Below are 26460 nucleotides of genomic sequence, written 5' to 3' on the forward strand. Positions count from 1 at the left end.
GAGGAGATTTATATGCTTCAGGTATACATATGGGGGGCCGGGAACTGCGTCCGGCAGGTGGCGGAGGAAATCGATCTGACAAAAGCAGAGATAGCGGGGATTTTGGATCAGGATGAGAGAAAGCAGGGAACAGAGCTGTTTCCTTCCCTTTTTGTCTGTTCCCCCCAGGAGATTCAGGGAAAAGACTTTGACTATGTGGTTGTTTCCATCAAAAATTATGAATCGGTTGAGAAAGAATGCGTAAGATTGGGGATTGCACCTGAAAAAGTAATATGCTACTGGAAAGAGGGCGCAGATGATTCCATATTCGTGAGAAGAGCTGAAAGAATCGAAAAGTTAGTGAAAGAGAAAAACATATTCCGGTGTCGCCTGGACAGTGCGCCTTATGAGTGGGAAATAGAAGCTTCACCCAGAATTCTCAGGGGAACAGAGCTTTTAGAAAAAATTTATGCAGATCACAGCAGCTTATGCAGGTTTGGAGACGGAGAGTTTGAAATGATCCGAGAAAAAGAACGTCCCTGGTTTCAAAAATCGGATCCGGAATTAAGCAGGCGGCTGAAGGAAGTCCTGTTTTCCGAAGACAGCGGAATCAACATAGCTGTGGCACAGAACTTTGTAGGACTGGAACAATACAAAGAAGCTGCGGCAGACGCAATCCGGGAATACATGTATGGGGATACAAGAAGGGAGATTCTCCAATTACTGAATTCTCAGAGATGCTATTATGACACCTATGTCACCAGGCCTTATATCATTTATAAGGATAAAAAAAATGCAGATGAAATCTTCCCTCTCTTTAAAAAAATATGGAATTGCAGAGAGGTGGTTATTGTAGAAGGAGAGTATTCAAGGATTGGAATCGGAAACGATTTGATGAAAAATGCCCGTTCTCTTTCCCGTATTTTATGCCCTTCCCAAAACGCATGGGATAAATACCAGGAAATACTGCATGAGGTACTGTGCAGGGTATCCCGGCAGTCTTTGATCTGCATTTCCTTAGGGCCGAGTGCAACCGTACTTGCATACGATCTGGCAAAAGAAGGGTACCAGGCCCTTGATATCGGCCAGCTGGATAATGAGTATGAATGGTATTTGCGGGAGGCAGAAGAACGCATAGAAATTCCGGGGAAGATGGTTGCAGAGATTGCGGCAGAGCAAAAGTTTGAAATTGCAGACGAAGCAGTCTATAAAAATCAGATAATAGCGAGGATTGTGTAAAGGAAGCATACATGAAAAAAGTATATTTTTTTGGAACCGGATACTGCGCGGAAGCCTTTGGGGCCAGGGTAAGGAAGATATTGGAGGGGACGGGAGAGTTTCAGATATTGGGATTTCTGGATAATGACAAAACGAAAGCCGGAACCTTATTTGACGGGTATCCGGTTTATCATCCGGATATTTTAAAGGAAGCCCCCTGTGATTTGGTTTTGATTTTTTTGATGGAAGAGGAGAGTTATCAGACAGTATTCCGGCAGCTTGCGGCATATCTCCGGCCGGAACAGATTCGGGAATATACCTTTCCTTTAAAAGAACTTCTGCAAAAAAACTATAAGGATACCCAGGAGAAAGAAATAAAGGAACTACTGGAATATATCTCAGATAGGAAAATCAGCACTTTTAATCAGTTTATTACTGCAGATTACACTTATGATGAGGTGAAATGGGACAGGCGGACGGAACTGCCTTACATAGATTTCAGGACGGCGGAAGGCAGAATTGTGCCCATGTATTATCCGAGGGAATACAAATTTGTGAAAAAGAACGGCGGGTTATACGTTGAAAATCTGTTATGGGAACAAAGCGAAGGCTCCCCTCATTTATATGTAAAACAGGATCATACGGTGGCAGACGGGGACTGTATCATTGATGCGGGGGTGTGCGAAGGCAATTTTGCCTTGAAGTATGTGGACGCGGCATCACATTTATACCTGTTTGAAATGGATCCGGTCTGGCAGGAGCCCTTGGCATACACCTTTCGAAAGTATGAGAGCAAAGTAACGATTATCAGGAAAGCTCTTTCCGACAAATCATCGGACAGGACCTGCCGGATTGATGATGTCGTACAAAAGCGTAAGGTTGATTTTATAAAAATGGATATCGAAGGTGCAGAACTGTCTGCAATCTGCGGAGCAGAGAGGACATTCCGCACAAATGATATAAAAGCTTCTGTTTGCAGCTATCACAGAAACGGCGATGAAAAAGCGATAAGACGGAAGCTGGAGGATTATGGGTATCAGACAGAGACATCGGAAGGATATATGCTTTTTCTATATTCGGATGATACCTGGGAATTAGGAGATCTCAGACGCGGGATTGTATATGGAAGAAGACAGAACCAGCATATCTGCAGATAAGGATAGAGGATGAAAAGACTTTGTATTTATTTAACCTATGATAAAGACAGCGTGGTAGATGCTTATATCGGATATATGCTGAAGGAGCTGCGGGAATGTGCAGATCATCTTGCAGTGGTCTGCAATGAAGAAAAAGTAGAAGAGGGAATCGAGCATATACAAGGATATGCAGATGAGATTTTCTTCCGGGAAAACAAAGGCTTTGACGCAGGGGGCTTTAAGGATGCATTGTGCTTATTTTTAGGCTGGGACAAGGTCTGGGAATATGATGAGTTAATCCTGGTAAATGATTCCATGTTCGGCCCGTTTTGTCCCATGAGAGAGATTTTTGCGGAAATGGATAAAAGGCCGGCGGATTTCTGGGGGATAGCCAGAGCGGAGTATGGGGCCTGCAAAAGCAATTTTGGAAGGGATGTTCCGGAACACATCCAGACATATTTTATGGCTGTGCGGACACGGATGCTTCACTCGGACGCATTTCGGGCCTATTGGGAAGGGATGCCCTATTATCCTGTATTCAGCCAGCTGTTTCAGGAATATGAATTTAAGTTCACCCAGCACTTTGCGGAGCTTGGCTACACTTATGACACCCTGGCAGATACAAAGGCGAATGATTCGGAAAATAAGGACTATAATTACTGCCAGTATGAGTTTATTTCTTATGAACTGATTAAAAAGAGGAACTTCCCTTTTCTGAAAAAGCAGCAGATAGCATCGGATACCCTGGAGAAGCAGACCCAGGAGCAGCTGCGCCTTGCAATGGAATATATCCACCGGCATACAGATTACAAGGCGGATCTGATATGGGAAAATATTATCCGGACGTTGAATATGGCGGATCTGCAGAGAAAGCTTTGTCTTCAGTACCGGATTTCTTCCCGTGAAGAAGGATCGGAAGCTTCCATGGATGTGCTGGTTGCAGTGATTCTGGAATATAAGGAATCTATGGAATACGTGCTGGAATATTTAGGAAGGCTCGGGCCGGGCTGCAAGATAAAACTGTTTTCCCGGGAGGAAGAGATTCGGAAACTGTACCGGGAGTCAGGGTATGAATGCAGGGAAATACATAAGGAACTTCCGGAGCTTTTGTACGGCTTTTCCGGAGCAGAACTGGTCTGTGTCATATATGACGAGGACATAAGTACAAAGAACAGATCAAGCTGCACGGGAAAATCATGTTTTTATAACCGGTGGGAGAATCTGTTGAAGGACGATAAGCATACAGCAGGAATTGTGCGGCGCTTTGAAGAGGAAGCAAGGCTTGGATTTCTGACATATCCCCAGCCGGTATTTGCAGACTTTTTCGGAGAGCTTGGAGAAGGGTGGAAGGGCGTCTTCGGTGAAGTGGAGAAAATAGCAGAGGAGCTGAAGCTTAAATGCCGGATTTCGGAAACGCATCCTCCTTTCCGGGTGGCAGAGAGCTTCTGGATACGCGGGAGCATCTTAAAGCGTCTAAAGGATTTCCCTGCAGCATACAGCAGGTATCTGCCTTATCTTTGGAGTTATCTTGCGCAGGATGCAGGATATTATTCCGGAATTGTAGAAAGCGAAGCCTATGGGGCTATGAATGAGATCAATCTACAGTATTACCTGAAACAGACAGCCATGCAGGTTCAAAGACAGTACGGAGGCTTCCGGGATTTTTTTTCTATGAAAAAACACATTTTCCGGGGAGCCCTGCAGGAGTTCTGCGGGAAGCATTCCAGGCTGCTGATTTACGGAACCGGCTATATGGCAAGAGCATACAGCAGTATCCTGCCCCGTGTGGAAGGCTTTGTAGTGTCGGACGGAAGAAGCAGGGCAGAGAGCCTTGAGGGACTGCCTGTCAGATATCTGTCGGAGATAGCGGATCCCCAAAGCTATGGACTGGTGCTGTGTATGGATGAGAAAAACCAGGCACAGGTAGTTTCCGAGCTGCAGAAAAGGGGTATCGAGAATTATATAGGTATTTGAGGATCTTCCAGGCGGTGGAGAAGGACAGGGGAGCGTACCGCCTGCAGGGAAGGGAAGCGGCGAGGAGGAGAGAGTATGATCAGTGTAATAGTACCCATATATAATGTAAAGGCTTATCTTTCCCAATGCATCGAAAGCCTGCTCTGCCAGGCATACACGGATCTGGAAATCATTCTGGTGGACGACGGCTCTACAGACGGAAGCAGCGCTCTCTGCGAAGAGTACCGGAAGAAGGATAGCCGGATTCGGGTGATTCACAAAGAAAACGGCGGTCTGGTCAGCGCCCGGAAGGCGGGGCTGCGTATGGCAGAGGGAGCATATATTGCTTATGTGGACGGAGACGACTTTATCGAGCCGGATATGTATGAGCGTATGTATGCAGAGCTCATAAAGCAGGCTGTAGATGTAGTTATGTGCGGACGCTTTGAGGATACAGGGGATGTAAGCAGAGAAGTGTTCCACGGCATACCGGAGGGCCGGTATGGGAAAGAGGAGCTTCTGAAAGAGGTATATCCCCGGATGATTGTAAAGGATGCTTTTTTTGAGTGGGGTATTTTCCCGGGTGTGTGGGACAAGCTGTTCCGGAGGGAATGCCTGGAAAGATTTCAGCACGAGGTAGATGAACGGATTGTGATGGGAGAGGATGCGGCCTGCACCTATCCTTGTCTGCTGAATGCAGAAAGCATCTATATAATGAAGAAATGCCTTTATCATTACAGGCAGAGCACGGCCTCTATGGTAAAACGGATTCCGGACTGTGTGCAGGAAAGGGAGCAGTTTAGGATTTTGTATGAGATGGTGGACAAAAGCCTTAAAAAATATGCGGATATTTTTGATCTGCGCAGTCAGTGGAAAACATATCTGCTGTTTTTGATGGTGCCCAGAGCCTGTAGTCTTTACCGCGGCTATGAAAAGCTTCCGTATCTGTTTCCATTTCCGGCAGTAGAGAAAGAGAGCAGCATCATTCTTTACGGAGCCGGAGCCTATGGGCAGAGGCTGTATTATTACCTGGAGAAAACAGGCTTTTGCTCCATAACCGCATGGGTAGACCGCAATTACAAGGAGCTTCGGAGCATGGGACTTCCGGTGGAGAGCCCGGAGGTAATTCCAGGCGTGTCCTATGACGCCATTGTGATAGCCAACACCTATGAGAGATCCAGAAAAGCGCTGTATCAGGATCTGATTGGAAAGTATCCGAAAGAAAAGGTACATATGCCGGACGTGGAGCTGATTTTTTCGGAGGAATCCATGAAAGCCTTTGGCCTGACGGAAAATGCCGGCTAGAAAACGAGGAATAGCCATTGAACAGGCGGCCCGAAGTTGTTATACTAGAGACAACGGAGGGCCGCTTTTATCGTTAAGCGGCCATGAAAGGACGGTACGCATATGGCAAGAACCGTAGGAATCGGATATCAGAATTTTGAACAATTGATTACGAATGATAATTTTTACGTGGATAAAACGCTGTTTATCAAGGAGTGGTGGGAAAACAAGGATTCCGTAACTCTAATTACCCGCCCCAGACGCTTTGGAAAAACACTGACCATGAGCATGACGGAACAATTCTTTTCTGTAAAATATGCAGGACGCGGCGATCTGTTTGAAGGCCTTGCCATCTGGGAGGAGGAGAAGTATCGAAAGCTCCAGGGGACTTATCCGGTAATTTTTTTAACCTTTGCACATGTAAAAAGCAGTGATTTTTACAATATGCGGATGATGATATGTGAACTGATTGCCCGGGAATATGCGAGAAACGCATTTTTGCTGGAGGGTTCCTGTCTGACAGAGGAGGAAAAGGCTTCCTTTTTAAGAAAGACAAAGGATATGGGGGATGTAGATGCGGTGCTGGCAGTGAACCAGCTGACGGAATATTTGTCCCGTTATTATGGAAAAAAGGTGATTCTTCTTTTGGACGAATACGATACGCCCATGCAGGAGGCTTATATAAGCGGATACTGGGATGAGGCGGTAAGCTTTATCCGGAGCCTGTTCAATTCTACCTTTAAGACGAATCCCTATCTGGAACGGGCCATTATGACAGGGATTACCCGTGTGAGCAAGGAATCTATTTTTTCGGATCTCAACAATCTGGCCGTAATAACAACGGTCTCGGATCTCTATGCGGACTGCTTCGGGTTTACGGAGGAGGAGGTATGGGAGGCGCTGGAAGAATACGGGCTTTCCGGAAAAAGCGAAGCGGTAAAAAGCTGGTATGACGGATTTGTATTTGGAAATAAAAGGGATATCTACAATCCCTGGTCCATTATAAGTTATCTGAAAACAAGGAAGCTTTCCACCTATTGGGCCAACACCAGCAGCAACAGCCTGGTGGGCAAGCTGGTTCGTGAGGGCAGCCGGGAAGTAAAGGAAATCATGGAGGATCTGTTGAGAGGAAAGTCTCTTCGGACAGAAGTGGACGAGCAGATTGTATACAGTGCGCTGGAAGGAAATGAAAATGCCATCTGGAGTCTGTTTCTGGCCAGCGGTTATCTGAAAATGGAGGGCTATACCTTCTGCGAGGAATACGGCAGGGAAGAATATGAGCTGGCGTTGACCAACCGGGAAGTGTGGATCATGTTTAACCATTTACTGCAGATGTGGCTGAAAGAGAACCTCTCTGCGTATAACGGATTTATTAAGGCTCTGCTGCGGGATGAGCTGGAGGAAATGAATGAATATATGAATCGGATCACAGAGCAGACCTTCAGTTCCTTTGATACTGGGAAAAAGCCGTCAGAAGCTGCGGAACCGGAGCGTTTTTACCACGGCTTTGTTCTGGGGCTGCTTGCGGATCTGAGGGGGCGTTATGTCCTAACCTCCAATCGGGAGAGCGGTTTCGGACGTTATGATATCATGCTGGAGCCTCTGCAAAAGTCTGATCCGGCCATTATTATAGAATTCAAGGTGTTTCGTCCTGGGAAGGAACAGAGTCTTGAGGACACGGTACAGGCAGCTCTTGCACAGATAGAAGAAAAGAAGTATGCTGCGGCCTTGGAAGCAAAAGGAATTGTCCCAGAGCGGATTCGGAAGTATGGGTTTGCTTTTGAAGGGAAGAAGGTTCTCATCGGTTGAGTAGAATGAAAGGCGGTAAAAGGATGGCAAGAACTGTAGGAATTGGTCATCAGAATTTTGAACAATTGATTACAAATGATAATTTCTACGTGGATAAAACACTGTTTATCAAGGAATGGTGGGAAAACCAGGATGCGGTGACCTTGATTACCCGTCCCAGACGTTTCGGAAAGACACTGATGATGAATACCGTAGAGCGGTTTTTCTCCGCAGAGTATGCAGGGCAGGGCGAGCTGTTTGAGGGTCTTGCCATCTGGAAGGAAGAAAAGTACCGGAAGCTTCAAGGGACATATCCGGTAATCAGCCTTTCCTTTGCCAATGTCAAGAATGCAAAATATCAGGTGATACGCAAGCGGATCTGCCAGATTTTAACGGGGCTTTATTCGGAACATCGATTTCTGATGGAGGGGGATCTGCTGGATGAGAAGGAGAAAAGCTTTTTTGAATCTGTATCCGTAGATATGGATGATGCAACAGCAACGTATGCGCTTCACGAGCTGTCCTCATATTTATTTCGTTATTATGGAAGAAAGGTGATTTTTCTTCTGGACGAGTATGATACGCCCATGCAGGAGGCTTATGTAGGCGGCTTTTGGGAGGAAATGGTTTCTTTTACCCGAAGCTTATTTAACGCCGCCTTTAAGACGAATCCATACCTGGAACGGGCCATTATGACAGGGATTACCCGGGTGAGCAAGGAGTCCGTTTTTTCGGATCTGAATAATCTGATGGTAGTCACAACCACCTCCGACGCCTATGCGGACTGTTTTGGCTTCACAGAAGAGGAAGTATGGGCGGCCCTGGAGGAATTCGGGCTTTCCGAAGAGAGGGCCAGGGTAAAGAACTGGTATGACGGATTTACTTTTGGCAGTAAAAGGGATATCTATAATCCCTGGTCAATTCTGAACTTTTTGAAAACCGGGAAGATATCGGCCTATTGGGCCAACACCAGCAGCAACAGCCTGGCAGGAAAGCTGATTCAGGAAGGAAGCAAAAGGATCAAGCTTATTATGGAGGATCTTTTGGAAGGAAAACCGCTTCATACAGAGATTGATGAGGAGATTGTGTTCAATCAGCTGTCAAGTAATGAAAGCGCAATCTGGAGCCTTCTGCTGGCCGGCGGATATCTGCGCATGGAAAGGTTCTGGTTCCATGAAGAATGGGGACGCGGGGAGTATGAGCTGGCACTGACAAATAAAGAAGTGCGTTCTATGTTTGAAGGGATGTTCCGCCAGTGGTTTGCAGGCGATACCTCGGGATACAGCGAATTTGTGGAGTCCTTGCTTCAAGACAGCCTGGAAGAAATGAATAAATACATGAACGATATCACAGAGGAGACCTTCAGTTCCTTCGATACCGGAAAAAAGCCTTCCAGGGCGGCGGAACCGGAGCGTTTTTACCACGGCTTCGTCCTGGGGCTGCTTGCGGATCTGAGGGGACGTTATGTCCTGACCTCCAACCGGGAGAGCGGCTTCGGACGTTACGATATCATGCTGGAGCCTCTCCAAAAGGCTGATCCGGCCATTATTATTGAATTCAAGGTGTTCCGTCCGGGGAAGGAGGAGACCTTGGAGGACACGGTACAGGCAGCCCTTGCCCAGATAGAAGAAAAGAAGTATGCTGCGGCCTTGGAAGCAAAAGGAATCGCCCCGGAGCGGATTCGGAAGTATGGGTTTGCATTTGAAGGGAAGAAGGTTCTGATCGGTTGAGTAGAATGAAAGGCGGTAAAAGGATGGCAAGAACTGTAGGAATCGGTCATCAGAATTTTGAACAATTGATTACGAATGATAATTTTTACGTGGATAAAACGCTGTTTATCAAGGAATGGTGGGAAAACCAGGATGCGGTGACCTTGATTACCCGGCCAAGACGCTTTGGAAAGACACTGATGATGAATACCCTGGAGCGGTTTTTTTCCACAGAGTATGCAGGGCAGGGCGAACTGTTTGAGGGTCTTGCCATCTGGGAGGAGGAGAAGTACCGAAAGCTTCAAGGAACTTATCCAGTGATATTCTTAAGCTTTGCGGAGGCAAAGGATAAAAGCTTTTCCAAGATGAGGAAAACACTGTGCCAGCTGATTGCCGAAGAATATACAAGGCATATGTTTTTATTGGAGGGGGATGTCCTTAATGAGCAGCAGAAGGATACCTTCCTAAGAAAGAATGTGGACATGGAGGATGTGGATGCGGTTCCTGCTTTAAGGCAGCTTTCGGAATATTTGTTCCGTTATTATGGAAAAAAGGTGATTCTTCTTTTGGACGAATACGATACGCCCATGCAGGAGGCTTATATAAGCGGATACTGGGATGAGGCGGTAAGCTTTATCCGGAGCCTGTTCAATTCTGCCTTTAAGACGAATCCCTATCTGGAACGGGCCATTATGACAGGAATTACCCGGGTGAGCAAGGAGTCTGTTTTCTCGGATCTGAATAACCTGATGGTGGTTACAACCACTTCTGATGCCTATGCGGACTGCTTTGGCTTCACAGAAGAGGAAGTATGGGCGGCCCTGGAGGAATTCGGGCTTTCCGAAGAGAGGGCCAGGGTAAAGAACTGGTATGACGGGTTTACCTTCGGCAGTAAAAGGGATATCTACAATCCCTGGTCAATTCTGAATTTTTTGAAAACCGGGAAGATATCGGCCTATTGGGCCAACACCAGCAGCAACAGCCTGGCAGGAAAGCTGATTCAGGAAGGAAGCAAAAGGATCAAGCTTATTATGGAGGATCTTTTGGAAGGAAAACCGCTTCATACAGAGATTGATGAGGAGATTGTGTTCAATCAGCTGTCAAGTAATGAAAGCGCAATCTGGAGCCTTCTGCTGGCCGGCGGATATCTGCGCATGGAAAGGTTCTGGTTCCATGAAGAATGGGGACGCGGGGAGTATGAGCTGGCACTGACAAATAAAGAAGTGCGTTCTATGTTTGAAGGGATGTTCCGCCAGTGGTTTGCAGGCGATACCTCGGGATACAGCGAATTTGTGGAGTCCTTGCTTCAAGGCAGCCTGGAAGAAATGAATAAATACATGAACGATATCACAGAGGAGACCTTCAGTTCCTTCGATACCGGCAAAAAGCCTTCCAGGGCAGCGGAACCGGAGCGTTTTTACCACGGCTTCGTCCTGGGGCTGCTTGCGGATCTGAGGGGGCGTTATGTCCTGACCTCCAACCGGGAGAGCGGCTTCGGACGTTATGATATCATGCTGGAGCCTCTGCAAAAGTCTGATCCAGCCATTATTATTGAATTCAAGGTGTTCCGTCCGGGGAAGGAGGAGACCTTGGAGGACACGGTACAGGCAGCCCTTGCACAGATAGAAGAAAAGAAGTATGCTGCGGCCTTGGAAGCAAAAGGAATCGCCCCAGAGCGGATTTGGAAGTATGGGTTTGCCTTTGAAGGGAAGAAGGTTCTCATCGGGTGAGCATAGTTCTTGGATTGAGAGTGCTCAGTGATTTAAAGAATGCGTGAATTATCAGAAAAAAGTACACATTATGAAAAATTCATTTTCATAATGTGTACTTTTTTGTTTTTATCTGTCTATACTTCTATCGGCATCATTCTACCATAACATTAGTCAAAATTGCAAGTTTTTTTCTGCTTTTTTTGTGCTAAAGTTCCAATCTTTTTCCTTTCATTTTCATTCTACAAAAGTACACCTTTTGAGGATGCATTCCATGCCGTCAAAGACTGTTTACAAAATCATACGCCAATACAGCAAGGGCCCCGTTCCCCCAGAGGACATGCAGAAGCTTCTGGAAATCGCAGAGGACTACGGGAAGGTAAAGAATTATGTGTATGCACGCTTCGGCGGAATTGGAGGACTGTCCAAGCTGTATCCCGGCTACACCGTGCAGAATGAGATGACGGCCAGCGGCTTAAGGGATGCCTTAGGAATGCCCTCCGTATACTTTTATCTCGCTGTCTTTGACGCCCTGGGAGAGCTCAAGGCCCAGTGGACCAGGACGAAGGCCTATGTCCAGAAGAATGTAAACCAGAATGCAGGCTTTACGGAGGAAGAGAAGCATTACCTCTGCTTTCTCCTAAAAGTGAGCACCGCCTTTGAGCAGGTATTGAACCAAAAGCCCGTAGAGCTTACCAGAGAACTGACAGCCCGGTATGAGCTGCTTGCAGAGCATCTGGAGACAGAGCGGCTTCACCGCTATCTGTGCAGACAGGTGAGAAAATGCCACGTAAAGCCCCATACAGAGAACACGCTGGGCTTTGCCGTCTCGGAGAGGGCTTACCGCTATGGGGACGGGGGCATATACATCTCCACCAAGGAAAAGCGAAAACGGATCTTCATACCGCTGACAGACGGCAACCACTACAAATCCCAGCTTTATATCAAGCTGGATCCAAAAGAAAGCGCCCTGGAGATTCATGTGCCGATCCAGACGGCCGTCCGTAAGCATCCCGATTATACGGGAAGAATCGGCATCGCCTTTGGAATGTACACCATGCTCACCACCCATGAGGGACACCGGTACGGGGAGGAGCTTGGGACGTATCAGACAGCTTATGCGGACTGGATCCGCGAGAAGACGGCAGGCTATCAGCGCAGCCGGGAGAGCAATCCCGGCCGGAAGAAGTACTATGCCAGGAAAAGGAAGCTGGAGGAACAGCTTCACAGCTATATCAACCAGGAATTGAACCGCTTTCTCAGTACCGAAAAGCCCCAGACGGTTTATATGGCAAAGCTTCCGGGGACGCAGGCAAAGGGGAACAGTAAGAGAATCAACCATTCCGTCAGCCTGTGGCAGAGAGGCTATATCCGCAAGAGACTGACCCAGAAGTGTGGGGAGCAGTCCGTTGAGATTGTGGAGGTTCTGGGAAAGGATATCAGCAGGGAGTGCAGCCGGTGCTGCTTTATTACCGTGAGCAGGCCGGGAGGAAGCGCCGGGGGAAAGCAGGACAGGAGGTTTATCTGTCCCTTCTGCGGCTATGAGGAAGAGGAAAAGACTAACACTGCTCTCAATGCCAGGAAGCGGGGACAGGGAGAAGGCGGATTGGAAAGATCATAAGAACAGCCGTTTAGATAAGTGCCGGTGATGAGCCGGGCTTTACCGGAAGGACTAAGAGGCAGGTTCATGATATAAAAAGAAAGAACGGCATTAGAAGGCAGGGCTTGAAGGAAGCTTGAAGACCTGCGCATTGGGTATGCCAGGACCCTGTGAACACGCGGAGCGTGAGGTAGCAGGGAGCGAAGCGGAGGCAGTGTTGTGCATCTGCATCACCTTAGAGCTTTGGGACTTTTGGGTGACCAATGTAAGGTGACCAATATATCGGCTATAAAAAGGTGACCAATATATTTTATTTTATTGCAAAAAGAAAGGCGTTATCTATGAAAAGAGGCATAGCAGTGATAGCCGCCTGCTTGATTGGAATAGGTGCAGGCTCTTTGAATGCCGGAGCAGCGGATGTACAGGAGGAAAGGATACCGAAGGCAACCGCCTCAAACCTGGAGAAGCAGGCTGAGGCGGGAGATAAGGAACCGGTAAGAGGCGAGGTGTCAGAGATAGCAAATTTACAGATACCGCAAAGGCTGGCAGTTGTCTTGGATCCCTGGGAGATGGATGGAAAAGGCCAGATTTATTCTGAGGAGTATGTAATACAAAATATGGGAAAAATGCCGGGCATATTGACACTTTCCTTTGCCTGCAAGCCGGGAGAATCCGGAAACACCTTTATTAAAACTGAAAGTGAAGGGCTCCATGATGATGAAAACAAGTCACTTTATATAAAAATCATACTCGGAAACGGAGAGGAGCTGTGCCTGTCAGAAGAAGGCGCAGAATACCAGACAGAGCTTGGAGCAGGAGAGGAGCTGGCCATCTGTTTTGATGGAGAATTGAATGAAAATGCTTCCGAGGCCTGGGAGAATGGAGATATTGAGATAGAAGGAATCTATTCCTGGGATGAGGTTGAAAAGATTTCTGCTGGCGGGAATCCCCAAGAGGAAGATCTTGTTTTACCAGATGATGATGCGAAGGAACAGGATGAGAGCCCTGTTGTAAATGGGGATCAACTGCCAAATGAAGTAACAGAGGCGGAAGAGATTCAAGAGAAGAACAAAGAAGATGATAACAGCGGAGAAGCTGCTGCAGAAGAGAAAGAGACAGACAATTAGGAGGAATATATGGAAAAGAAAAATAAAAAGAAAACGGCAGTTATTATTGGAGGAGCCCTGCTTCTTATAATTGCTGTGGGAACGGCAGTTTTTCTGATGACGGGAAAAGAAGAGCCGGAGGGTTATACCATAAATGAAGAAAACTATCAGCAGATTCAAGAGGATATCGGGAATGAGGTAAAAGAGGGTTATTTTGAGACCTACATGAATACGGACTGGACATTTCCGGACGGGACATCAGAGACGACAAATGCGGTTCTTGGAAATTCCCCTAATAATAAGAAGCCCATTCGCTGCGAGGTGCTGCTGGAAGAAACAGACGAATTGGTGTTTTCTACAGGAGTGCTCCCGGTGGGGGCAGAGCTTCCAGCGTTTAAACTGGATGTGGATCTGGATGCCGGGACCTATGATGCAGTATGCATGGTATATCTCCTGGATGAAGCGGAGGGTGGAACCTACATAGATTACAGCAGTGCCGGTTTCCATGTAACCATCACGGTAGAAAATTAATTTTGGTAATTATTGCATTTTTTGTGGAATGCAATGGTTATATAGAAAACAAAAAAATATTTTCAAGGAGGAAAAAAGATGAAAGCGAAACGGTTTTTATCAACAGTTGTAGCAGGCGCGCTTGTTGCGGCACAGATGGCTATGCCGGTTATGGCGGCCGATGGGGGAGAAGTAGAAGTAGATGTTACGACCAGGACGGCTGTGATCCGGGTAGAGGTTCCTACAACCCTGGCAATTGCAGTCAACCAGTTTGAGAAAGGAGATACAGGTTCCCAGGTTTATTCTGAGGCGTTTGATATTACAAACAAGAGCGAGATACCTGTAAAGGTAAGCGTAACCTCTACGGCCTCCTTAGACACAACCAGCCCCATTACCCTTACGGCAACCAAGGATGCAGCGGCAGAGGATACTTCTGTAGACGGAGCAGCCTGGCTGGCTGTTGCGGCAAAAACAAGCGCATCAAAGTATACGGAGGAAGCGGGAAAGGATGTCAAGGACTTAACGGAAGCCAACGCAAATGTTGCTACATTTGCACAGGGCACGGAAGCTGCAAAGAGCACAGCAAAAGCAGAGCAGACGTTCTATCTTGCGGCAGAGACAACTCCAACTGTAACATACACCAAGGTTGCACCGACTGATGCAGATGAATTGGCAGCTGCAAAGAAGATTTCATATGCAAAGTTTTATGAGCTGACAGAAATGACATTGACTGCAGGCTCTGAACAGGATGAACTGGATGCAGCTATTGCTGCCGGTGATTTATATCAGGAAGCTTCTGGTACTTTGACGCTTATTGAAAAGGGAGGAACTGTAACTTGGGCTTCAGGTAATAAGTATTATACGGCTGCAGCTGCAGAGACGCTTTCGAAAGACTTGGCTACAGGCAAAGCATATGTATATGGTGAGGCCGGAGCTGGTGGAGCGGCAGGCTTCCGGTATATCGGAAAACTGTCAGAAGGCAAGGAGACCTGGACAGCGTCTGATATCAGCAAGATTGTGATTAAGTACGACATTGCAGGAGTTACGGGAACACGGTATGCAGAAGTTGAGAGTGACTGTACTTATGGTCTGTATGCCGGTGTTGCGGGACCGCAGGTTACAGCTTCGGATGACGGTATTATTACAATCGTAAATCTGACTGCAGCAAATAACTATAAGGCATCAAATATTGTACTTGATGCAGAGACATATTCTATAGATACAGATAAAAATATGGTATGGGTTACTGATTCCTGGGATAAAGAAAATGGCGGAACTCTTATATTTGAATTGAATGATGCATGGAAGAATGCGGTAAAAGATGCAGCAAGCGCAAAGATTGTTGTTACTTTGACTGATGATTCTACTATAGAGACACCTATTACAATATCATAGGGAGAGATTGTAATACTTGCATGAAAGAAATAGAAAAGTAAGTATTGGATTGTTAAAACTTTTGAGATTTAATAGAGCGGACATAATTTTATAATATGCCCGCTCTATCAATTATAAGGCTTAAAAATGGAGTATGTTATGTTTCTATATAATGAGGATTTTTATAAGTTTATTGAAGAAAGCAAAATAGATGAGCAAATAATTATGCCATTGATTATACAATGGATATCGCCTAAATCAATTGTTGATTTTGGCTGTGGGGAAGGAAGATGGCTGGGTGAGGCACTGCGTCAAAATAGTGATATTGATATTCTGGGAATGGATGGCGCTTATATTAATAAAGAAAGATTAAATATACCAAAAGAGAATTTTAGGGCGGTTGATTTACGTGAGAATATTTTTCTGGAACAACGATTTGATTTGGCAGTTTCTCTGGAAGTGGCGGAACATTTAGAACAGAAATTTGCAGATGTTTTTATTGATAATATTACAAGGGCATCGGATCAAGTGTTGTTTAGTGCAGCAATACCTGGTCAGGGTGGAGAACATCATGTTAATGAACAGTGGCAGTCGTATTGGATTGAGAAATTTAAGAATCGGGGATATTACTGTGATTTTTCAGTACGAAATTATTTTTGGGATGATCAGAGGCTTAGTGTCTGGAGAAAACAGAACTTGCTATTTTTCTCAAAAGCAAAAAGGAATATTGCGCCAAAACGGCAGTTAGTAGACGTTGTACATCCGGAGGAAGCCCTTGAAAAGAAACGAGCTTTTGAAAAAACGTTGAACCATTATATTTTTTATCCAGAAGCAGCATTCAAATTAAAACAAGTTATTGAAAAATTAGCTGTACAAAATAAAACAATTGTTATCTATCCATATGGAAATAATGGGAAATTGTGTGAGAAAATTCTTCGGGATATGTATGAAATTGAGAATTATATATTAGCAGACAATATGGTTACAGAAAATGAAAAAAACATACTTAGAGCAGCGCAGCTAAAGAATAGAGCAAATGAAATTGTTGTAATTGATACTTGTAATAATCTGGCTGTACATAAAGAAGTACTGGATGAAATTCAAAGATATGTGAATGTAGAAAATATTTATTCTGCTTTTGATATTGGGGAATATAAATGAGAAAAAGTTTAATTGGATGGCTATACCATTGGGATGGGGAATATTTGTGGTGTTATGATGAAAAAATATGCGCTTTATCTAGGATCAATATAAATACACTAGATGTGGTATGCATGGTTTCTCCCATGGAAATTTTAAAAAATGGATGGTACAAGGCGGGCAATCTGGTTGGATGGGGAGATAAGATTATGATTGTACCGTTGGAAATAGGGAAAAAATGGGTGATATATGATAAGCAGAACGGTAATGTTGAGCATGACTTTTTTTGCACAGAAAGTTATCAGTCAATAGCAGGAAATGTGATTGGAGATAATTTTATTGTACTTCCATCTGATGTTTATAACCCTGTTTTAAGCATTAATTTGCATAAAAGAAAGGTTGTAAAGAAATTTGATTTGCGTAAGTTTGGTCTTGTAGCAGTAGATAATATGATAATTCTGGATGCAAAAGTGGTTGAAGGGAATCTTTTTTTCCTTATTAAAAATTCTTGTTTTTATGGAAGGGTTAATAATAAGGAGTTTCAGTTGATACAGATTCAAGGGGAAAGAGTATTAGAATGTGCAGATTTTTTTGAGAGTATTAATTGGGCAGTTGATCGTCATGGAAAGGTCTTGTATCAATTTGATCAAGAAGGAAATATATTGCGAGAGCTTTTTGTCAATGCAGAGACAGAAGTGGGAAGAATTGCTGTAGAAAATAAATTTGTATTTTTACTTCCTGCTGCTCAGCATCAGATAAAGGTTTTTGATACAGATAGAAATCGGATGGACAATATTAATAAATGGGAAGAAACGGAAACGCTGTCCATTATAGAAACTTTTGGTTCTGTAGGATACTGGGAATATTTTAAGAAAGATAGAGATTTATGGTTTTTGCCCTGGAGATATTCCTTACAAGTAGTCAATTTAAGTACATTTACTTGTAGTACAAAAGAGATTTTGTATGCGGATGATTTTTCGGAAAAAATGTATACAGAGTACTATAGGTATGTGCGGAAAGTAAAAAGATTTTTTTATTATGAGGATAAGAATCTAGAGAAATATTTAGCCTTGGATTTAATAAAGGAAAAAGAGTTTATTTTAGTTCAAGAAGGTGAAAAACATTTTGGCAAAAAGATCTGGGAAACTCTTAGGTAGTTACCAGGGCAGGAAAGCAGAGGCGTAATATGTTATCAGTGATTGTTCCCATCTATAACGCAGAAAAATATCTGTCAAGATGTATAGAAAGTATTATCAATCAGACTTACAGATTGTTTGAATTATTGCTGGTTGATGATGGTTCAACAGATAGAAGTTCTCAAATATGTGATGAATATGCCCAGTTAGATAGCCGCATTAAAGTAATTCATAAGAAAAATGAGGGTTTGGTGAAAGCCAGGAAAGAAGGATTACAGGAAGCCAGAGGTGAATATATCGCATTTGTAGATAATGATGATTGGATAGAGCTTGACATGTATGAGAACATGATAGATTCTCTTGAAAGTTCTGGAGCAGATTTTGTTGATACGGGTTATTTTTGTGAGAAAGATAATAGTTCGTATATCGAAAGAAAACTGGAGAGAGGAGTATACGAATTAGACAAATATATGAGACACAAAGTATTCTTGGCATTACTCGAGCTGGACGATTTTATGAATATCAGGCAAAGTATATGGTCAAAAGTTTTTAAAGCATCTTTAATAAAAAATTCCTATGCTAATGTGCCTGATAGGATGCAGAGTGGGGAGGATCTCATCAATATTGTGCACTGTATTTTGCAGTCAGGGAGGATAATTCAGACAGAAGGTGTGTTTTATCATTATAACTATCGAGAAGAATCACTTTCGCATTTGAGAAGTATCTCGTACATAAGACAACAGTTTGAAATTTGGAATTATTCAGGAAAACTTATATTAGCTAACGATGAGTTTATGCGGCAGGAAGATCTAGATCGTTGTTTGTTTTATAAATGGTATTCGGCATTTCAGTATCAGCTTTTTAACGAATTTGATTCTATACAGAATTATAGTTTTCCATGTATAGAGAAATTATTTGGGAAAAGAGTCGCGATTTATGGTGCTGGAAATGTAGGAAAGGATTACATAACACAAATATCCAAATACGAAAAATGTCATATTGTGTGCTGGGTAGACAAATGCTTTAAAAAAATGCAATTTCCGTATAGAAAGGTTATAGGAATAGAAGATTTTTTAAAAAAACAGTACGATATGGTTTTGATTGCTGTTGAAAAAAAAGAAATTGCAGAAGAGATGAAGCAATTTCTTATGGATAAAGGAATTAAAGAGAATAAGATTATATGGTGTAAACCGAATGCGATTATTTAATTAATTCTTTTCTAACAGATAAATAGGTTATTGGAGAAATTATAGATTATGAAACGTATTGCGATAATTGGTTCAGAGAGTTTTCTTGCAAGAAATTTTATCAAATATGTGGAACGAAAATATGAAAAAACAGAATGGAATTTGTATTTATATGATCGTGCAGAAAAATCGAAAAGCAAGAGGCATTATTATGTTCAGATAAATTTTGGTACTTTAGAAAGTATAAGAAAAATAGATTTTAGTGTGGATATTCTAATGATTTTCATTGGAAAGACCGGAGCGGTTCAAGGATTTGAAGATTATCAGCAATTTATCAAAGTGAATGAAATATTTTTCCTTAATATTCTAAACGTATATGTAGAAATCGGATCTAAAGCATTGATTATATATCCATCTAGTCGATTACTTTTTAAGAGTAATGAAAAAGCCCTTGTAGATGAATCCTCTGCTCTGGGGATGCGTTCCATCTATGCTGTTACAAAATATGCTGCTGAAAAGTACTTGGAAATATATCGCGACGTTTATGGTATAAGGTTTGTGATTCTTCGAATTTGTACACCAATCGGAACGATTTTGAAAGAATTTGGTAATTATGGAACGTTTGAGATTTTTAAAAACCAGGCAGAAAAAGAAGGTAAAATACGTTTGTTTGGAAATGGAGAACAACGGAAAACATTCACACACATACTTGATGTTTGTAAGGCTTTTGATTTGATCATTGAGAAAGGAAATCCGGATTGGGATAGATATAATCTAGGTGGAAAAGCTCTGGCATTGCGAGATATTGCAGGAAAAATAGCAAATAGAAGCAAGGTGCCTGTTGAAATGGTTGAATGGCCGGAGATTTATTACAAAGTGGATGGCGGGACAGTGGTTTTTGATTCGAGCAGGTTTGACAAAGAGTTCGGAATGGAATACAGGAATATTTTGGATGATGAAAAATAAGAGGGAGAAGATATTTCTATCTATGAAATTATTTTAAGAAAAAGAGTTTGTGAGGATTAGGTGAAAAATTATGTTCCTAAATGAACCGACAATATCTGTGATTGTTCCTGTTTATAATGCAGAACAGTACATTGAGGAATGTGTACAAAGTATTTTAAAGCAAAAGGGTAAAATGCTTGAAATTATTCTGGTCGATGATGATTCTTCAGATAAAAGCGGAAGCCTTTGTGATTTATTGGAAGTTAGATATGATTGTATTAAAACATTGCATATAAAGCATGGAGGGATTACGCAGGCGCGTTTGGCAGGAGTAAAAGCTTCTGTGGGGCAATGGGTAACCTTTGTGGATGCGGATGATTGGATCGCTGAAAACGCATATCAGGATTTGGATCTGTATGAGGATTGTGATGTAATCGCAGGGGGAATCTGCAGATATATAGATGCAAAGAAGCAAATTATGCAGGTGCCATATTTAAAAGAAGGGGTTTATGACAAGGAAAAAATATTGAGTGAAATTGTTCCGGTTATGTTGTGGTGTCCAAGGCTGGAGACTTGGGCTCTTGATCCAAGTCTCTGTACAAAGATATTCAAGAGAGGAATGATTCTGGATTATCTTGAAAGAGCATCGGGGGTAGGCAGTAACTATGGAGAAGACAGTATGGTGATATTTCCTATGATATTTGCGGTACAAAACATCCGGATAACAAGAAAAATATATTATTACCACCGACAGCGTCCGGCAGGTACGATTCCGCCTTATATCAAAGAGGAAGGATTTTTATCCAAACTGCATCAAGTATATGAATATTTAAAGCTTCAATTCCAAAAGACAGAATACTGGAATGTTATGAAAGGCCAGCTGGACTGTTTCTATATAAGCTCTGTGGAATTGAAAAAGTGCTGTTATGAATATCCTAAATTGGAATTTTCTGCAAATTTTCCAGTTGATAGAATTCCGCCGGGAAGCAAGGTTGTACTGTATGGGGCAGGCACGCTTGGGAAAGCATATATGGATCAAAATTCCTTATATCAATTTTGCATGATTGTTTCATGGGTAGATGCAGATTATAGGAAAAAGCAGGCTGGCTGTTATGAAATAGAATGTCCTGAGGCCATAAAAGGAATTTCGTTTGATTATGTTCTGATAGCCGTAGATGATTATTACAATGCCAGAGAAATTGTACGATATTTGAACAAATTGGGAGTGCGGAGGGAAAAAATTATATGGAACAGCACGAAAATGGACAAAAGAGGCTTTGAAGAAGTATATAAAGGCTTCAAAGGAGAGCTGATATGAAAATTGTAATTTTCGGCGTCGGAAGATTTTATCAGGAAAGAAAAGCATGGATACCAGCAGATATAGAGGTTGCAGCATTCCTTGATAATAATTCAAAACTGCAGGGACAATATATTGAAAATCGTATCATTGTCTCACCTTGTGAGGTCAGCCGCCTTTCTTATGACAAAATAGTTCTTATGAGCGTTAGTGAGGAATCCATGAAAAGCCAGCTGATTGAATTGGGAGTTAAGGAAGAGAGCATCTGGTATTGGGAACGTCTGGTTAGCGAAGCGTATCATGGCACATTTAAACTACATTGCGCAGTTAGGAATCCTATAAAAGGATATAAAAAGAAGATTCTGATTATTTCTACCGCTTTGGATTATAATGGGGGCACAATTGCAGCAGTATATGCGGCGAAAGCCCTTCAGGAGCGTGGAAATAACGTTCTGTTAGCAGCACCGAGAGGAAATAAAGATTTCATAAATGAAATAACAGAAGGCGGCATAAATCTTGCACTCTGCCCGGCACTGCCATATTTACATAAAGAGGAAATTTTTTTGATAGATCAGTTTGACGCAGTACTGGTAAATGTATTTCAGATGCTGCTATGCGCTTATGAAATAAGCAAAATAAAACCTGTCATGTGGTGGATACATGAACCGGAGGGACTGTATAAAAGAACATTAACACGGTTTCAGAAATATATAAATCAAAATGAAAAAAGCACCATAGATATTTATGCAGTAAGCAATATTGCAAAGAGGAATTTTAATTTATATTTTCCAGACCGAATCAAAGAGACATTTTCTTATGGCATACCAGATGAAAATGACGGAAAGATTTTAAAAGGAAAAACGGAAGAATTGATTTTTGCAATTGTGGGAAATGTATGCCCGAGAAAAGCACAGGATGTTTTTGTAAAGGCAGCCAGACTGTTGAATGCAGTGGAAAAAGGGAAAGTGCAGTTTTGGATCATTGGTTTCGCCGGAACAGATGAATACAGCAATCAAATAAGAGAGATGGCGGCGGAAGATGAGACACTTAAGATAAAAGGGCTTTTTACAAGACAAAAAATGGAGGAAGCTTATAAAAGCGTGAATGTACTCGTGTGTCCGTCTTTGGAGGATCCTCTGCCTATAGTTGCGACAGAGAGCATGATGTGGGGGAAACCCTGTATTGTATCGGATGGAACAGGAACTGCACAGTACATAGAAGACGGTAAAAACGGATTTATCTGCAGAACCGGGGATCCGGAGGATTTATGTGAAAAAATGCGGTGGATAATTCATAACCAGGAAAAGCTGCCTGAAATAGGAAGAAAGGCAAGAGAAATCTATGAGGCGCATTTTTCAATGGAGAGCTTTGGGGAACGGCTAGAGACAGCACTGCAGGATACAATGGAGCATTGGTGCAATCAAAACCAGCAGAGCAAAAACGTATATGGAGAACAGCATGAAAAGACTGGGGATTTATGTAATATATGATGCCGAAGGAACGGTTGATCCATATATTGAAAGGGTTTTAAAGGAAATAAAGAGTTATCTGGCCCATCTTATAGTTGTCTGCAATTTTCCTAAGATAAAAAAAGGCACCGGATATCTGGAAAAATATGCGGATAAAATTGTATGCAGGGACAATCGGGGATACGATGCAGGGGCATACAAAGATATGCTGATGCCGCTTTTTGCCTCAGGTGTGCTGGAGGGCTATGAAGAGCTGCTTCTTGCCAATGATACCTTTTACGGCCCGTTGTATCCGTTTTATGAGATGTTCTGCAGAATGGAGCAGGAAACATGTGATTTTTGGGGCGTAACACGTCATCCGGGAAATACGGAAGGAATGGCAGATTTTTCTCATATACAAAGCTATTTCCTTGTATTTAAGAAAAGATTACTGCACAGCAGAGATTTTTATGATTTCTGGAATCAATTAAAATATCCGGAAGATCATTTGGAGGCAATCTGCTTTTTTGAGCTGGATTTAAACAGGTATTTGAAACGGAAAATGTATATTGGGAAAAGCTATATGGACTGGGTAGATCCTCAGTTTCAAGCAGAGCGCGGAAATAATCCGTATGGGATGCATGCCCTTGAACTTATCCGGGATATGAAGATCCCGGTTATGAAGAGGAAAGCCCTTTCTTTTGACAATAAAGGTTTTTTAAATGCGCTGCAGGCGTTTGGATATATTGGCAGAAATCTGGATTACAATGTCAGCCTCATTGAAAACCATATAAGGCGGATACACCATTATGCTGTCGGCGAGGCATCCTTTGATTATGAAGAACTGGAAGCTTTTTATGAAACCCATGAGAGGGTTTTCCTATACGGGAATGGCATCTGGGGAAAGAATCTGGATGCTTATTTTCAGTATAAGGGCTGGAAACTGGCAGGACATTTCGTCACATATCCGAAAGAAAATGAAAACTGTTTGAAATTTTCAGAGACAGAGCTCTCGGCAGCAGACGGAATCATTATTGCAGTCGGGACAAGCAGCGTAATAAAAGAAATACGCCATACGGTTCTGCAGAAATGCAGGAAAGAACAAGTGCTTTCTCCCAAAATCCGCGATTAGTCCAGTTAAGAAATGCCAGGTACTTTTGAAAAATGATTTCTGCTGAACAGTAAAGCTGCAAAGGCGCACGAGAGGAACATACATGAACGATTTTGCTTTTGAAAAGTGCCGCAGTGCAGGCGCTGTTTACATATATGGGGCGGGAACGGCAGCGAATATATTCTATCTGTCTTTATGCCAAAGAAATCTGCAGCAGAAGGTAGAGGGCTTTGTTGTTTCCAGAATGAATAACAACCAGGCAGATAAGTATGGTGTAAAAGTATATGAATTCTCCACTGTTATCCGCCATATGCGGCATGCTCTGGTGATCCTTGCCGTCCAGACTGCAGTAAAGGATGAAATCACATCATTCTTAAGAAAACATGGAATTCGAAATGTGGCCTGCCCGGATATGGAGGAACTGCTGGAAGCATTCTATAAGGAATTATGGCGGCTTCCAGTTCAGAAAGGGAAGATATTATTTCAGAATCACGGCGGCCTGGGATACGGCGGAAATCCAAAATATATTGCACAGAGCCTCATAAAGCAGGCTCGTACCCATGGCTTGGATCTGGTCTGGGCAGTTACAGGGGGAAGGTCTTATTATTTTCCGGATGAAATACGCACGGTAGAGATTGGCAGCAGAGCATACTACGAGGAACTGGCAGCCGCTCACATCTGGGTGGACAATATCAGAAAATCCTTTGATGCCAGGAAAAGGGAAGGGCAGTTTTATCTTCAGGCCTGGCACGGCGCTGCGCCGGGAAAAAGGGTGGAAGCAGATATTGAAGAGCTTCTTCCGGATTCCTATGCAGCCAATGCAAAACGGGATTCGAAGATGGCAGATGCTTTTTTGTCAGGGAGTGAATTTTATACCCAGTTATACCGGACATCCTTCTGGTACAATGGGATGATTTTAAAATATGGACTGCCCCGGCAGGATATTTTCTGGAATACAGATAAAGCAAGAGAACAGATCGCGGATTATTACCATTTGGATAAAGATGCATGGATAGCCTTATATGCACCCACTTTCCGGGATGATTTTGGGAATAGATGCTATGGCCTGGATCTGGCAGGCGTTTTGGAGGCGCTGTCGGCGAGGTTCAAAAAAGAATTTGTGATACTTGTAAGCCGTCACCCTTCCAACCGGAATATGAAATACCCTTTTGAGGGACATGCTGATTATGTTGACGTGGGGGATTATGAGGATTTTGAGGAGCTGCTGGCAGCATCCGATGTACTGATCACGGATTATTCAGGGTGTATGTATGACTTTTCCTTCTCCCAAAGGCCTGTTTTTCTGTACCAGCCGGATTTGGAGGAATACAAAGGGACGAGAAATTTTTATATTCCGCCCCAGAGGCTTCCCTATATCCAGGCTTGTTCCAATGAAGAGCTGGCTGAAAAAATAAGGAATTTTGACGAAGCGGCCTATAGGAAAAAATTGGAGCTGTTTATGAATTCCATGGGAAATTATGACGACGGACACGCAGCAGACAGGACGGCGGAATTTTTGCTGGACATAGTAATGAATGGGCCGTAGCTGCAACAGATGGGAGGAAATGCAGGGTGATTAGTGTAATTGTTCCGATTTACAATGTAGAAGCTTATTTACCCCAATGTATCGAGAGCATACTTCATCAGACATACACGGATCTGGAAATCATTCTGATAGATGACGGCTCCAAAGACGGCTGTGCCGGTATCTGTGAGGAATACAGACAAAGAGACTCGCGGATTGTTGTGATACATAAAGAAAACGGCGGTTTGGTCAGTGCAAGAAAGGCCGGACTGAAAGCGGCAGCAGGAGCGTATATTGCCTATGTAGATGGTGACGACTGGATAGAGCCGAATATGTATGAGTGCATGTATCACATAATGATAAATCAGAAAGTGGATGTGGTTATGTGCGGCCGTTATGAGGAGACCGGCAAGGCAGGACGGGAGGTTTTTCACGGAATACCGGAAGGCAGATATGGGAAGCAAGAGCTGCTTGGCGAGGTGTATCCCCGGATGATGGCAAAGGATGCTTTTTTTGAGTGGGGAATTTTTCCCGGTGTGTGGGACAAGCTGTTCCGCAAGGAGTGCCTGGAAAGGTTCCAGTATGAGGTGGATGAGCGGATTGTGATGGGAGAGGATGCGGCCTGCACCTATCCCTGCCTGCTGAATGCAGAAAGTATCTATGTTATGCAGGAGTGCCTGTATCATTACAGGCAGACGCCTGCCTCCATAGTTCGGAAAATACCAGATTCCAGGACGGAAAGAGAGCAGTTCCGCATTCTGTACCAGACCGTAAACAGGAGCTTTGAGCGTCATAAGGGCATCTTTGATTTGAGACAGCAGTGGAAAACCTATGTTTTGTTTCTGATGACAGCCCGGGCAGACGGGTTGTATGATGGATATGGGGAGCTTGATTTTCTGTTTCCCTTTCCCAGGGTGAAAAGAGGTTCCAGGATTGTTCTCTACGGTGCGGGAGCCTATGGGCAGAGGATATACCATTTTCTGAAGAAAACGGGCTTTTGTTCCGTAGCCGCATGGGTAGACCGCAATTACAAGGAGCTTGGGCGTATGGGGCTTCTGGTGGAGAGCCCGGAGGTAATTCCAGGCGTGTCCTATGATGCCATTGTGATAGCCAACACCTATGAGAGATCCAGAAAAGCGCTGTATCAGGATCTGATTGGAAAGTATCCGAAAGAAAAGGTACATATGCCGGATGTGGAGCTGATTTTTTCGGAGGAATCCATGAAAGCCTTTGGCCTGACGGAAAATGCCGGATAGAAAACGAGGAATAGCCATTGAACAGGCGGCCCGAAGTTGTTATACTAGA

Annotated in this window: 20 protein-coding genes; all 20 read left to right on the forward strand. The window is 43.5% G+C overall.

What is annotated here, in order from left to right; genetic code table 11:
* Window positions 1-12: 12 nt before the first annotated feature.
* Window positions 13-1218, forward strand: a complete 1206-nt coding sequence (locus tag VV089_RS03485; RefSeq protein WP_172541951.1) for a GT-D fold domain-containing glycosyltransferase — start codon at window positions 13-15, stop codon at window positions 1216-1218.
* 11 nt (window positions 1219-1229) lie between these two features.
* Window positions 1230-2354 carry an FkbM family methyltransferase gene (locus tag VV089_RS03490; RefSeq protein WP_172541952.1) on the forward strand — a complete coding sequence of 375 codons (1125 nt, stop codon included), beginning with the start codon at window positions 1230-1232 and terminating at the stop codon, window positions 2352-2354.
* Window positions 2355-2363: 9 nt separating this feature from the next.
* On the forward strand, window positions 2364-4307 hold the full coding sequence (locus VV089_RS03495) for a rhamnan synthesis F family protein (protein WP_172541953.1): 1944 nt from the start codon (window positions 2364-2366) through the stop codon (window positions 4305-4307).
* Between the two features lie 75 nt (window positions 4308-4382).
* Entirely contained in the window at window positions 4383-5591 is a 1209-nt protein-coding gene (locus VV089_RS03500; RefSeq protein ID WP_334334964.1) for a glycosyltransferase family 2 protein, read from the forward strand.
* Between the two features lie 102 nt (window positions 5592-5693).
* On the forward strand, window positions 5694-7379 hold the full coding sequence (locus VV089_RS03505) for an AAA family ATPase (RefSeq protein WP_334334965.1): 1686 nt from the start codon (window positions 5694-5696) through the stop codon (window positions 7377-7379).
* A gap of 23 nt (window positions 7380-7402) precedes the next feature.
* A complete protein-coding gene (locus tag VV089_RS03510) occupies window positions 7403-9088 on the forward strand; it encodes an AAA family ATPase (protein ID WP_334334966.1) in 1686 nt (561 codons plus the stop codon).
* Window positions 9089-9111: 23 nt separating this feature from the next.
* Window positions 9112-10797 carry an AAA family ATPase gene (locus tag VV089_RS03515; RefSeq protein ID WP_334334967.1) on the forward strand — a complete coding sequence of 562 codons (1686 nt, stop codon included), beginning with the start codon at window positions 9112-9114 and terminating at the stop codon, window positions 10795-10797.
* A 253-nt stretch (window positions 10798-11050) separates the two neighbouring features.
* The gene (locus tag VV089_RS03520; protein WP_334334968.1) at window positions 11051-12397 is read left to right on the forward strand and encodes a zinc ribbon domain-containing protein; all 1347 of its coding nucleotides are present in this window, start codon (window positions 11051-11053) and stop codon (window positions 12395-12397) included.
* A gap of 320 nt (window positions 12398-12717) precedes the next feature.
* A complete protein-coding gene (locus VV089_RS03525) occupies window positions 12718-13503 on the forward strand; it encodes a hypothetical protein (RefSeq protein ID WP_334334969.1) in 786 nt (261 codons plus the stop codon).
* 9 nt (window positions 13504-13512) lie between these two features.
* A complete protein-coding gene (locus VV089_RS03530) occupies window positions 13513-14013 on the forward strand; it encodes a hypothetical protein (protein WP_334334970.1) in 501 nt (166 codons plus the stop codon).
* 78 nt (window positions 14014-14091) lie between these two features.
* Complete coding sequence (locus VV089_RS03535; protein ID WP_334334971.1) at window positions 14092-15387, forward strand: hypothetical protein; 1296 nt, start codon at window positions 14092-14094, stop codon at window positions 15385-15387.
* Between the two features lie 138 nt (window positions 15388-15525).
* On the forward strand, window positions 15526-16527 hold the full coding sequence (locus VV089_RS03540; protein WP_334334972.1) for a class I SAM-dependent methyltransferase: 1002 nt from the start codon (window positions 15526-15528) through the stop codon (window positions 16525-16527).
* Window positions 16524-17663, forward strand: a complete 1140-nt coding sequence (locus VV089_RS03545; protein WP_334334973.1) for a hypothetical protein — start codon at window positions 16524-16526, stop codon at window positions 17661-17663. Before VV089_RS03540 ends, VV089_RS03545 begins: the two co-directional genes overlap by 4 nt.
* 29 nt (window positions 17664-17692) lie before the next feature.
* Entirely contained in the window at window positions 17693-18850 is a 1158-nt protein-coding gene (locus VV089_RS03550) for a glycosyltransferase family 2 protein (RefSeq protein ID WP_334334974.1), read from the forward strand.
* 48 nt (window positions 18851-18898) lie between these two features.
* Entirely contained in the window at window positions 18899-19795 is an 897-nt protein-coding gene (locus tag VV089_RS03555; RefSeq protein ID WP_334334975.1) for an NAD-dependent epimerase/dehydratase family protein, read from the forward strand.
* Window positions 19796-19865: 70 nt separating this feature from the next.
* Window positions 19866-21092 (forward strand): glycosyltransferase family 2 protein, encoded by a 1227-nt coding sequence (locus tag VV089_RS03560; RefSeq protein ID WP_334334976.1) that lies wholly within the window; start codon window positions 19866-19868, stop codon window positions 21090-21092.
* Window positions 21089-22561 (forward strand): glycosyltransferase family 4 protein, encoded by a 1473-nt coding sequence (locus VV089_RS03565; protein WP_334334977.1) that lies wholly within the window; start codon window positions 21089-21091, stop codon window positions 22559-22561. Before VV089_RS03560 ends, VV089_RS03565 begins: the two co-directional genes overlap by 4 nt.
* The gene (locus tag VV089_RS03570) at window positions 22530-23651 is read left to right on the forward strand and encodes a rhamnan synthesis F family protein (protein WP_334334978.1); all 1122 of its coding nucleotides are present in this window, start codon (window positions 22530-22532) and stop codon (window positions 23649-23651) included. The genes VV089_RS03565 and VV089_RS03570 overlap by 32 nt, the downstream gene beginning before the upstream one ends.
* A gap of 82 nt (window positions 23652-23733) precedes the next feature.
* Entirely contained in the window at window positions 23734-25176 is a 1443-nt protein-coding gene (locus tag VV089_RS03575) for a CDP-glycerol glycerophosphotransferase family protein (protein ID WP_334334979.1), read from the forward strand.
* Between the two features lie 26 nt (window positions 25177-25202).
* Entirely contained in the window at window positions 25203-26411 is a 1209-nt protein-coding gene (locus VV089_RS03580; protein WP_334334980.1) for a glycosyltransferase family 2 protein, read from the forward strand.
* Window positions 26412-26460: the final 49 nt, after the last annotated feature.

It is taken from the genome of Candidatus Merdisoma sp. JLR.KK011 (genome assembly GCF_036941125.1).
GTDB lineage: Bacteria > Bacillota > Clostridia > Lachnospirales > Lachnospiraceae > Laedolimicola.